We start from the raw sequence: 13301 nt of genomic DNA, 5'->3' as shown, positions 1-13301 counted from the left end.
TCGCCGGCGCTGATGGAAGGTCTGGCTCCTATTTAGGTGCTTGCCGAGCGCTGAGGAACCGAGCCTGCGACAAGCGGAACAACGGTCGCAGGCTCGGAAGATCGAAATTGAGATTTTAGCCTAAACAAGCGATGGCCGGAGGCCGCCGGGCAAGCGCTGCCGCCCGTCCCGCGGTCGTCTAAGGCACAGTCCCATAAGCCCAAAGCCAACGATCATCATCATCCACGTCGCCGGCTCCGGCACCGCTGTGGACCCAGCGAGGACGTCGAACATTCCCTGACCGATCAGGTTGTGAACCTTACCCGTCGGATGAAAATTGTTCCAGTACGCCAGCTGGCCGATGTTTTCAGCCTTTTCACCGCAAGCCTCTGTTGTTTTAACTCCGGCGGGATCGGTTGGGGGCAGTCCTATGTCGTAGCAGTATCCAACAGTGTTTGTGATACCGTACGATGACGCGTTCGAGATGATCTGTTTTGAATAGCCAAATAGATCAAACTGCCGAATAGAAGCACCGCTTCCAGTTAGCTTACCAAGCTCACTTGCGAGAAGCCCGTTGTAGGTTCGAGAGTTTGCCGTCGCGAGCTCCGATAGGGCCATACCACCAGCTAAGAATGCAGGAGTAGCCCCGACATCGGGAACGTTCACGACGAAGATGTTTTTAGCACCAGCGTTCAAAAGACTTTGAATGCTCGAAATTTCCGACGAGACAGCGGTCGTAAGCGCGATCGCCCCAGTTCCGGAGCGGGTCGCGTTCGCAACATCATTTCCACCAATAAAAACGGTGTAGAGTGCGTCCCCGTCAGCTACCCCACTGCTCCTGTCGAGATAAGCGTCGACCTGGAAAGGTAGATTGATTGCTCCGATTCCTCCGCCGGCGGAAGCAGTAGCGTCCGCGACAGCGTAGTTGGTACCAGGAGCATAGCCCGCTGGGAATAGCCCAGCATCGTCATTGAAGTTGTTGAGCCAAAGAGACGGGTCGGCCTTAAGATCGAGCTTGGACGCGAGCACACTGACGGCGACGGGCCCATCTGTGAAGCTATAATGAAAGCTTGGTGGATCGATCCACCGGGCGCCAAAGGCCTCAGCCAAGTTGCCGCGATCTGATAGGCTATCTCCGAACACGTACATAGCCGAGTACTCACCAGCTGACGCTGTAGGTGCAGCAATCAGCGCAACGGCAAGGCCCAGCGCTTTCAAATAGCTATTCATTCTACATCTCCCTGCTAACTACCTGCCTGCTAATAGCTCAACACCAGGCGTTTCTTTTTCCATCTGCAGGCAAGCTGCCGAGACGCTGATGGACACGCTCAGAAGTTTACGGCTGCTCTAATTGCGAGGCTTTTGGAACGGTAGCCAGAGCCGCCATCCTGCGCATACTCAAGGCTGAACCGAGCTTTCCGCGTTTCTAGTACGAATCCAAGGCGCGCCCGTGCGATAACATCCGCAACAGGACTCGCCACGCGAAAGCTGCTACCATCTTCGACAGCAAAGTTCGCTCGAGAAACCCATTCGCTCTGGCTAGCAAACTGAGCTCCGACGTTACCAAAAAGCCTAAGCACATGTTCCTGTCCGACGGAGATTTTGGCCCCCATCTCCAAGGACGGATCCAGAAGCGCGACTACGTGCGTATCACTAGCAAAGGACAATCCAAGCTTCTGAAGACTGTGCTCCCGATGGAATGGGGTGTGTAGTCCCAGCACACCGATGGACAAGCCCGGACGTAAGTAAGCTACGCCCAAGGAGATGTCGTTCGAGACCGAGAGCCGAGCCGCGAGCTGGAACTGCGTTAAACGGCCGTCGGCTTCTCCCGCTACATCTCCCACCGCGATCGTTCGCAAGCTTCTATAACGCCCAATGCCGCTAGCTAACGCCGCCTGGAATGACCATTCGGAAGGCGAGTATCCGATTGCGAGGCCAAGTCTGGCAGATGAACCGCGAATCTGCGTGAAACTTTGATTTCCGGTAAAGTGGTTCTCGTCGTAAGAGAGTCCACTCGAGAGCGTCCAATCCTCTCCTATGGCTGCTTCCGTGCCAAATTGCATAGCCCACCCGCGCTGCCGGAAGCCGCTATCGCCAGTCTGGCTAGAATCGCTATCTACAATCCTGCCCCACGAACACGCGTCTGCTTCCCCGGCATCACCACAGCCAACCTCAAGATTGTTCAAGAACACACGAGCATTAGCAAACTGAAAGGTAGCGACTGATTCAACTGCCCCGCCGGAAAGGGCAGCCAATGATTGCTCATAGCTGCTCGTTTCATCTATCGAAGCCAGAGCCGTGAACAGGCTGCTCGCATCCACCCCATCGTCCCACATAGTTTGCAATGCCTCAGCGAGCGCCATCTCGTTGGCATCGAGGCCAGCAGTAGCCTGCTGAAAATGGGCGTGAGGCGTCACTACAAGGGCGTTTCCTGTATTCTCCGCCGTAAAGGTGTATAATTTTGTCGGCTCGATTTGAACCGGCGAGTTAGTGGTAATGCCGCCGGCCGCGTTGATTAGGACGACTGACTTATTCCGTAAGCTGCTGGGTTCAATCTTGAGACCACCAAAAAGTATCGCACGCCCCGCGACCTCTATTGCAGGCTCACTAGACTCCAGATCCGCGGCCACGACAATCTGTCCGGTCGCCTTGCCGACGTAGTCTCCTCCTAGGATCACCGGACCTCTGCTAGCATCGACAATCCACCTTCCGGCATTCTCAAAACTGCCGCCCCCAAGCCTAATAGTTGAGGCCTCTATGATACCTGTGTTCTCTAGCGAACCGCTTCCGCCATTATTGGAGAGATTGACGGATCCGACGATTACGCCTGAATTTGTAACGATTGTTGTGCCATAATCGCCGAAGATTGCAGTGCCTCTAGCAGCCCCTAAGGAGGTTATTTTGCCGCGATTCGCTACGCGGTTCGGGCTGGATACAGTCATTCCTCCATGATCAAGATAGATTGCGGCTGTGGGATCACCGCTGCCATTGACCAGCGGCCCGCCAGAGATGCTTCCGGTTGATCCCACGATGATCGTAATAGGGGAGCTGGACGTCCTGTCACCAACACTCTGGGCAAAAATACCCCTCGACGCAGGGCCGTTGGCACTAACCTTCCCGTCGACTAAAACGTTGATAGCTCCCCCTCTACCGGTTCCTCCTGCGGTACCACTGAAGACGCCAGACTTGGTCACGACACGGCCGCCGCCTCCGCCAATGCTCTGCAGGATGAGAGCGGGCGCATTAGTACCCGATGTCGCGATTATCGAGGCAGGCCCGACCTTGATGTCAATGGCACCGCCACTGCCGTCGTGATTGACGCTCGCCTGAAAAGGCAATAGCTGCTCTGTCGCACCGCTGTCCCCTGCCAAGCCCCCTCCGCCGCCGATAGATTGGGCAAGGATGGCTGCTGCTCCCTGGCCGGTGGTGATGATGTTGCCGCCTGTTTCGATCCACAGGCCACTGTTTCCGGAATTTCGCTCCATATCATCGATGACAGATCCAGTCATTTTGCCGACGCCGAAATAGTCTTTGCTCGGCCTGACTGTTGGCGTTCCGCCGAGGAACAAACCGCCACCCCCAGCAATCGTTTGAGCCACGATCCCAAAGGAGTTGTCGCCAGAGGTTCGGATATCTGCGCCGCTGCGAGTGGTCACACGAACTAGCCCGCTTGCGCCATTTGTTGCCGCCGGCCCTCCAAAGCGTATGTTGGCGTCAAACTCTTTGGCTACGCCGCTATTTGCCTCTGTTTCGAGGCTGGTTGACATGAGCTTAACGATGCCTCCGCCACCTGCGATGCTTTGAGCGATAATGCCGGGGGAGTCATGTCCGCTCGTCTCGATATAACCGGTGTTCTCAACTATGGCTTGTCCCGAAGTCCCACTTGCAGCTCCGCTCCCCCCCACACTCAAGGAGGCAGAGTTGAACAAGGTGCTGGCGGCGGTACCTACACCAGCTGTCGACGCTGAAAGCCCTCCCACACCGCCGCCGCCAGATATGCTCTGCGTTATTATTCCTGCAGCCAGAGGGCCGGCTGTGGAGATCGCGCCTTGGTTGAGCACAATGGGCTGCCCCCCATTTCCGCCCGCGCCGCCTGTACCGCCGACAACAAGCTGTCCTGTGTCTTTCGCCGACTGAGCTGGGTTCGACGCGCCGCCCTTTCCGCCACCGCCGCCAATGGCTTGAGCGACGATCCCGTCCGCAAGCGCGCCTCGCGTCCGCAGCTCCCCGGTATTGGTGACGGTGATCGCACCGGCCGCGCCCCCTGTTCCTCCCTTTCCACCTACGGCGAGTACGAGGTTGATGGCGCTCGATGGCTCGCCTCGGATCGAAGTTTGCGACTGCAAGCTGGCTCCCGCAGCCTTGCCGCCCACCCCGCCGCCCCCGCCAATACTCTGTGCGAGAATACCGGCCGCGTCTCCGCCTGCGGTTTCGATCAAGCCCGTGTTGTCTACCCGCATCGTGCCCGTACCGAAGGTGCCGCCTCCGGAGCCGGCAAGGCCGCCGACGTTCAAGGAAAGCGAGTAATCCCCACTTGCCGATCCAGCTCCTCCACCCGCCCGCCCTCCGCCGCCTCCTACCGTTTGAGCGGTTATGCCGTTCGCTCCTGCACCCTGCGTGGAGATTCGACCGCCATTGTTGGCGATCACAGGCCCGCCGCTACCGCCACCGCCGCCATCGCCGCCGATTGCCATAGTCAAAGCCACATTGAGTTTGCCGTCGCTGCTCTCCGACGTGCCGTCGCCGAAGCCACCACTTCCGCCGCCACCTCCAATCGATTGCGCTAGCAGGCCGTCCGCATCTGCGCCCGCTGTGGCGATGTCGCCCAGGTTCTCGATCGTTACGGCACCACCTTCCCCGGCCGCCTTCCCCCTTCCACCCACGGCGATGCTGGCCGAAAGGTTGACGCTCTTTCCGGAAGATGAGGCTTGTGCAGAGGCATCCCCAGCGACGCCACCGCCGCCGCCAATGCTTTGCCCTGCGATGCCTATAGCGCCGCTTCCGCCCGTCACAATCGTACCGGTGTTCCCGAGGCGCACAGCGTTGCCCCTTCCACCCTTGCCGCCGGAACCACCGACCGCGAATGCGATCGACAGCGTAGGAAAATCTCTGAAGCCTGACGTCTCTGCGATAGCGATTGATGAGCCGCCTGCTCCACCACCGCCGCCGATTGATTGGCCTAGAATTCCGAAGGCATCGGCACCGAACGTCTCGATGCTCCCGGCGTTCGTTGTGTCTCGCCCTGAAGCGTAGTCTACGATCCCACCGGCGCCGCCGTCGCCGCCTGATCCACCAACGCTCATTGATAGCCCGAACACCTTCGAGCTTATTTTGCCATACGCTGAACCTCCGTCACCGCCTCCACCACCGATGCTCTGCAGCCGTATTCCGTCTGCATGATTCCCGCGCGTGACAACGTCACTTCCAGTGTTGAGGGATCCATTGACGGCGCCTCCGGAGCCCCCTCCGCCAGCCGTGCCGCCGATGACCAGTCCGATACCCAGAGATGAACTTCTCGCGTCGCCTCCACTGCCACCTCCGCCGCCAATGCTCTGCGCGGCGACGCCCGCGGATTTGTAGCCGAACGTCCCAACCGATCCGGCGACATCGATTGTCACGTCTCGGCCTGTCACAGCGTTCGCCCCGCTGCCGCCGATCGAGAAAATACCGCTGGCACTGCCACCGTTGCCGCCCCCCCCACCGATTGATTGTGCGAGGATGCCGGGCGCGGTCTCTCCGGAGAAGGGCGCGCCGTCTGTACCGGTCACGATGGAGAAATTACTTCCCTTGATCGTGACGTTGCCTGATGCACCTCCACGGCTACCAGCGCCCCCGTTTGACCCTACCGCCCACGGAGAACCGCTTCCGCCATTCGCACCGGCGCCGCCGAGCGACTGAGCCAGAAGGCCGGGAGAGAAGCTGCTCTGCGTCCGGAGAGAGCCTCCAGCGATGTCAACGATGACGTTCGCCGCCGCTCCGCCCGTACCCGCGCGCCCTCCTGAGCCCCCGCTGCCGCCGCTTCCTCCCGCACCACCCTGAGATTGCACCAACAGAGCGGCATAAAGAGGTGTGCTGCTGTAGACATCTGCCGCGCGCCCTATAGTAACCGCAACGTTCCCCGCGGCTCCACCATTGCCTCCGGCACCTCCACTGCCGCCCGAGCCGCCTCCACCGTCACCCCCGGCGCCCCCGCTACCGCCTGCACTAAGTATCGACGCACCGGTGAGCCGACCATAGAGGAGGGCGTTCAGCGTAGCTCGGACCTCACCCCCGGCTCCTCCATTCGTACCATCGGGCGCAAGCGTACTGTACCCTGCTGCGTAGGAACGTCCCCGCCCTCCCTGACCACCTGCGCTCTGTATGAAGAGGCCAGTGCCTTGAGTGGCATTCCAACCGCCATTGATCTCAGCGTCGATCCGACCTGCGTTCCCGCCGAGTCCGGCTCTCCCAGGAGGACCGTTGTAGTTGCCTATGCCGGCAGCCCCGCCCACTCCCCCGACGCTGACGATAGTCGCCGCGTTCGCCGCTGAGATCGACAGACCACCGACGTCCGCTCCTGTTACGGCCCGGATCGCGCCCGCGTCACCCCCTCTGCCGCCGTCGCCGCCGTGTTTCGAGAAGCTCCCCTGTGTAGCATTCGATCCCTGTTCGCCAGCCGCACCGCGTGAACTAAGGTCGAGAGGAGACGTCAGACCACTCTCCCGGAACACGCGCGCGCCTGATAGATCCAGCTCAATGCCTGTAGCGCTGCCGCCATCGCCGCCCGCATTACCGTCACCATCAAGCGGGAAGGAGGGCGCGCCCTTTGCTGGTGTGGCCGCCCTCCCGGTACGACCGACCGTGCAAGCCTGGCCGACCATCACGCAATCGTCGGCCGCGGCGACGCCCCCGGTTGTGAACGCCACTAGGCACAACGACGCTGAAGCCGATGCCCGCACCACAACCGTCATCCCCGTCATAAGCGCTCCTGCTTAGTGGGATAGCTCGAAGGTCACGCAAGCTCCTCAACGACCCGGCAGAAACAATGCGCCGCGGATCAACAAACCTAGGTTCAAAAGCGGTAGGTTAGTTTCGCAACACCAGTCTGCGACGTATAACGATCTCCGAACTCGGGAACGTACTGCACCGACAGATCTACGTTCTTTGCCCCAAGTAGGTCTACACCAAGCCTAATCCGCTTAAGGGTGCCTGGAACTGCGGTGCGAGCGGTGAAGGCGCTGCCGCCTGCTTGAGAGGCAAAGCGGGCAGTGGTCACCCAATCCGGATCATTGCTGACGTCAACCTCTCCTCCGAGATATGGCTTTAGATATGAACCGTTACCGAGGGGAACTCTGCTGCCAAGTTCGATGCCGAAGCCACCACTCAGCCAGGTGTCGCTTTTCCCCTCAACCGCGAGGTTGAAGGGAGAATTCCCGCTCTCGAGATACGAGTTCGCTCGGACGCGAATGGCGTGAAGGTTGAGACTTGGCTTAACGTAAAGCTGGGAAAGGTCGATCATATAGGACACTTGCGAGTGTAGGCCGACACCCCACTCTCTCGGCTTGGCGCGCGCAACATCTCCTGTGCCACCGACGGCGATAGTGCGCTTGCTTCGGAACCAATCATATCCCGCATCGAGCGCGGCACTGGCGCTCCATTGGCCGCTGACAAATTTAAGGCTTGCGCCGGCGATCACGCCGTCGCCCTTCACACGCGCAGTGCGTCCGTCGTCACGGAATTTGGTGCTTTGGTACGCCGCCGCCACTGCGACCGACAGGTTAGAAGAGAGCTCGTGCTCGGCACCAAGCTGAAATGCTATCGCATCCGCATGATAGCCGAGCGAGCCCACGGTCTGGTCTTGCTGCGTCCAGGTACCGTACGCGCGAGCCCAGACGCAATCGGTCTTAGCTCGATCGCTCTCCGGATTACATCCGTTAGTGAGGTTGTTCGCGAAGGCCCGGCTGGCATTGTAACGGAACGCTCCGATGGCGCCTAGGGCCTGCCCCGCGAGCGCATCGAGCACAGCGGAATATTCATCAGCTCCAACTGCAGAAAGCGCCGTGAAGCCGCCGTCCATCGAGGCGCCGCTATCGAATAGGCGTTGGAGATTGGTCGCGACCGCCTTTTTCGTGCCGCCGAGATTAGAGGCAGCGTCAGCCAGCCTCGCAACCGGCTGGATCCGTAGTTCGTTGCCATCGGCGATCACAGGGAAGTCAAACAGCGCTGACGAGTCCGTCTGCCGTAGCTCGGGAACAAGGGTTACTCCCTCCGTCGCGGTCAGGACGGACACCGGCTTGTTCGACACGGTCGTCGGTGCCACGACGACGGTGCCCCCCAAGGTCGCGGCGCCGTTGATCTCAAGACGATCGGCCTGGCCACCAGCAAGATCCGCATCGATGTGTAGCGTGCCGCCCGCCTGTTGGATTAGGCTTCCGGTCATAACTGTTTTCGCGATCTGGCCGCGTCCTCCAATGCTGAGTGCACCAGCGTTGTTGAGCACGCCGCTGCCTAGACTCAGCTCAGGACCCGCCTCAAGAAGGCCACCCGCGAGATTATTTATTGTGACAGCCGACCCAAGGCTTCCGCTTTCCTTCAGGATGCCGCCACCCGTAACGCTGCCCCGGATGACTCCGGAGTTGTTGACCGTGTAGGGCAGTTCGCGGCCGCTTGACCCGCCCCAACCCGTCACGGCTACCTTGTTCTCGCTTTGCGAGCCGTCGATCAAGCCAGCATTATCGAGAATGCCCTGGTACTGGGCCGCAACGAGGACTCCAGCGACAGCCTTTCCGGTCGCGAGAATTCTGGCATTCTGATTTACGATTATATGAACGGAGTTACTGTTCTGCACTCCTCCGACCGAGATACCCGCAACGCCGATAGCGGAAGCCCCGCTCACAGCCACAGTTGTCGGGTTTGTTCCATCGCCGATAGAAACCGTAATGTGCCCGGCACAGAGTGAGTTGTTGCCACATGACGTTCCTCGGTTATCTGGCTGAAGGCCGAAGAACACAAACCCATACCCGTCTTCTCGACCTAGGATTCCGCCGCCGTTCTGCGCAGCTTGTGCGAGGATACCATGAGCATAGTTTCCGGTGGTGGTAATGTTACTATTTACCTGCATCGTAATGGCGCCGGCATCACCGGCATTCCAATCATTGCCGGTTTGGCCGCGATCGGGAACGGACGAGTTTATGTGACTCGTATCGAGAAGATTAACGCCCCTTAAGCCATTGATGTTGAGACCGCCTCCACCTATTGTCTGCGCGACGATGCCCGCTGCGCCTGCCCCCGTGGTGGTAATTGAGCTGCCCCAGTCGGTGTTGATGAAGACGTTTCCGCCATTGTTCTGGTTCACGAACTCATTGGCGCAGCTTTGGAACAGGTCGCAACTTGCGTTGATTGTGCTGACAGCGTTTACAACGGCGACGCCGCCGCCTCCGCCGATTGATTGCGCGAATATGCCAAATGCGTTCACCCCCGATGTCGCGATGGTGCCCGTTTCATGAAGGTTCACTGTCGCAGTGCCCCCATTGCTGCCGGCGCCAGGGTTAGTGAGCTGAACAGCGACGTTCTGGCTCAGTAGATTGGTCGCGCTATGGGCAAATCCTAGAGCATCATAGACTTGGCCCGTCAGCGAAGCGAAACCCCCGCCGCCGCCTATTGACTGCGCGAACATGCCGTAGGCGTCGTTGCCATTGGTGGTGAGGTGCCCGTCGTTGTCCAACTGTACTGCGCCGCCAGCGCCTCCTGAGGCGGCATCGGCGCCCATGGTGATCGACAACCCGCCTGGCGCCGATGCTGTCGTCGCCTTCGATGCACCGCCAACTCCGCCGCCACCACCGACAGAAAGCCCATACATGGCATGTGCGAGATCGCGCGTTGTCGCGATCGAGGCATTCGGCGTGTTTGCACCTCCGTTGGTGAGGGTGACGAAGCCACCATCACCACGACTGCCATTCTTACCGCCAAGGCCAATGGCCGCCGCGAAGGTCGACTCCTCTGGCCTGTCGTTGGTCGATGCCGCTGTCGCTGCACCGCCAGTTCCGCCGCCCGCACCCACGGACTGGCCGAACATCCCGTACGACCCGGATCCGAGGGTCTGGATAGCGCCATTGTTGGTCAGGTTGACCGAGCCTCCTCCGCCGGCAGCTCCTCCGTTTCCGGCGCGGCCGGCGCCGATATCGATCTTGAAATCAGCCTCCTGCCCTCCGTTCGCCTCCGGCTCCGGGGCCTCTTCGTCGTTCGAAGCTTTATATCCTTCGAACAATGAATTGAGCTTCTCGAGATCATCGTAGCCGTTGGTGACGGTCTCCTTCCAATCCCAAAAGCCCTCGTTGATCTGCGTCACAGCGTCGTTGCCGAGAGCATCTGCTCCTTGGGTGGCGAGCCACTGAGGGTAATACTCCTTCGGATCGTTGCCGGACCCGGTTGTCGCGTTACCGCCGTTTCCACCGCCGCCCCCGACTGACTGTCCAAAGATCGCCGGCGAGTTCGCCGCCGCGGTCAAGATCGCCCCTTGGCCTGCATCAACAATGACCGAGCCGCCGTCGCCGCCGGCGCCTCCACTGCCGCCGATCGCCACATTGACGGAGATTTTACCACCCCCGCCGTTTCCCACTCCATCACCTGCGTTGCCGCCTCCCCCGCCGATGGACTGTGCAAGGATTCCAGGCGCAGAAAGTCCCGCGGTCAGAATGCCGCCCTGGCCGATCTTGCTGGAGTCAGGGGCATTGCCCGCACTGAAATTGTTATTGGCGTTGACGTAGTTATAGACCAGGACGTCTCCACCGTCGCCGCCCTTGCCGCCCTTGCCGCCAATACCGACGGAGCTCTCGACGCTCCAGCCCTCGGCTTCCTCAAACGCCCCCTGATTGGTTGAGCCGAGGCCGCCAGTTCCCCCGCCGCCCCCGACCGATTGAGCGAAGACACCGACGGACCCCCGACCTAGCGTTTGGACAAGGCCGCTGTTCGCGACGGTGACCGATCCGCCGGTGCTTCCATCACCACTGTCGCCGCCGAGAGCTACGTTAGCCGTAAGACTGGACTGAATGTAGGCCTGGCTTATGGCGGTAGCGTCTCCGCCGTTGCCGCCACCACCTCCGATGGATTGTGCCAGGACACCGAACGCCTGAGCGCCTTGTGTGGCGATCAGGTGAGTGTTGTAGAGCCTGACCACTCCGCCGTAACCGCCAGCCCCGCCCTTACCTCCGATGGCTAGATCGAGCGTGAACGTGGGGATGGGGCTGTCCGGAGGGTTCACAGCGAAGGCTTCGGCAAGGCTCGAGCCAGCGTTGCCTCCTCCGCCTCCGACGGATTGCGCCACCAGTCCGATCGCATTGTTCCCGGTCGTGACCACCTGACCCAAATTGTAGATTTGCGCGAGATCTCCATTACCGCCTACGCCGCCGGTCCCGCCGATCGCTGTTGCCGAGGTAAGGACCGATCCGATGGTGATCGCGAGGGCAGACCCTCCGGCACCTCCGCCGCCCCCAATCGACTGAGCGAGGGCGCCAATCGACTGGTCACCCTCAGTCTGGATTATCCCGAAGTTGGAAATCGTCGCATCGCGTGCGTCGCCGCCAGAGCCACCATTGCCGCCGATCACCAGCGAGCCAACGCCCGCAGCTGCACCAGTCGCATTGCCGCCGCGCCCTCCGGATCCACCGATGCTTTCAACGAGGATGCCGAACGAGTTCGCGCCGAGCGTATGGATCTGGTAACCTTTGACAAAGTTCGCGCCGTTCCAGACGCCGTTGTCGATCCCTGTTGATCCGCCGACGCCGCCGCTGCCGCCGCTGCCGCCGTGTTGGACCGTAAAGCCGAAGCCGCCGCCATTCACGTCGCCGCCGATCCCGCCGCCGCCCCCGACAGACTGGACGATCACGCCGTCAGATTGGGTGCCGTTCGTCGTGATTAGCGCATAGTCGTTGGCGGGATCGAAGGATGAGGATTGCAGCAGCGAGACATAGGCTTGCCCGCCGTTCCCTCCCCGGCCACCGCTTCCGCCGTATTTTGCGAAGGCTCCACCAACGTCCTGCGTGCCGCCACCTGCGCCTCCTACGCTCGACGCGATGACACCAACCGCGTTATCACCTGTCGTGCTGACCACCCCTCGATCTCGGAACGGCTGGTACCCCCCGGTCGTCTGGTAGATGCCCGACCCACCGAGATTTACACTTACGGTGCCGCCGGCACCTGCGTTTCCGCCGTTGCCCGCTTTGGCTACGGTACCGTTGGCGCTCCCATCCGTACCTCCGACACCGCCGATGGACTGCGCAAGGATGGCAGCATCCACGCCTTCCAACGAAACGACCACGCTGCCGGAGCCGCCGGGCACATTGACCTCGACTTCGTTCGCTGCGCCACTACCGCGGGTGCTGATTGAGCCACCTGTTTGCCCGAAGACTACAGTGCCGCCATCACCGCCAGCAGCGCCGGCCCCACCATAGCCGGCACCGATCCGCGAGTTGCCGTTTCCACCCTGGCCGCCATTGCCACCGATACTGGTCATGTTCACGCCAGTGCCGACTGTGTCCGACATGTTCAGCGCGATGTCCGCCCTGATGTCGCCGCCGTTTGAGCCTGCTGCGCCATTTATACCATTGCTGTTCTCAATCTGTGTCTCCGTATCTCCTCCAGCACCTCCGTTACCGCCACGTGAATACAAAAGTATGTCGGTTGAACCCGCCTGAGACGAGATGTAGTTATAGACGGATGGCACAACCGTGTTTTGCAGTGCTGTGAAGGTTATGTTACCTGCGATGCCAGCAGCACCAGGTTGCCCCCCAGTTTCGGTCTCGCTACCTGGCGTCTCACCCTTTCCGCCGTTTCCGGCAATTGCTCGTATGTCAAACGCGTAAGAATCCGGCCTGCCCGCCAGCTGCTCGAATGCCCAATAGCCGCCGGCATTAGTCGGCGGGGTGGCGGTGATATCGATGTTGCCGCTGCTGCCGCCATTTCCGCCGCGCGCGCCTGGCGAGCCCCCATCGCCGCCCTGCGCGGCCTGACTGCCGTTTCCGCCAACGGAATAGATGCTGACGAGTGCCCCTTCACGGTCAGATCGGATGAACGCGCTTGTGTCGACAGTTACATTCCATCCGTCAGCGTTGCCGCCATCTCTACCGGCCCCGGAAGCGGGTTCCTCATTCGTGTGGTCGACCCCCTTGTTCGAAAGCGCCGTACCCGCTTGCGTCGTAGCGTCGATCGTTGCTGAACTCTGCGGCAGTTGAGCGCTTGCGGTCGAAGCATTGAGGCCAGACACGCATAAAACAGCCGTCATGGCCGAACTGAGCCGAAGCATAGACAATCTCAAAGCTCGGCGTTGCGGCATTGCGCTGTGGCTA

General features: G+C 60.7%; 3 protein-coding genes. All 3 read right to left on the bottom strand.

Going from position 1 to position 13301, the window contains the following annotated elements; translation table 11 throughout:
- Nucleotides 1-120 precede the first annotated feature (120 nt).
- Entirely contained in the window at nt 121-1209 is a 1089-nt protein-coding gene (locus tag FHY05_RS17455) for an SGNH/GDSL hydrolase family protein (protein WP_183945711.1), read from the bottom strand.
- Nucleotides 1210-1307: 98 nt separating this feature from the next.
- Entirely contained in the window at nt 1308-5282 is a 3975-nt protein-coding gene (locus tag FHY05_RS17450; protein ID WP_183945710.1) for an autotransporter outer membrane beta-barrel domain-containing protein, read from the bottom strand.
- 1748 nt (nt 5283-7030) lie between these two features.
- On the bottom strand, nt 7031-13258 hold the full coding sequence (locus tag FHY05_RS17445) for an autotransporter outer membrane beta-barrel domain-containing protein (protein WP_183945709.1): 6228 nt from the start codon (nt 13256-13258) through the stop codon (nt 7031-7033).
- Nucleotides 13259-13301: the final 43 nt, after the last annotated feature.

It is taken from the genome of Sphingomonas sp. BK580 (genome assembly GCF_014194975.1).
Classification (GTDB): domain Bacteria; phylum Pseudomonadota; class Alphaproteobacteria; order Sphingomonadales; family Sphingomonadaceae; genus Sphingomonas.
This window is presented reverse-complemented; position numbering and strand designations above follow the sequence as displayed.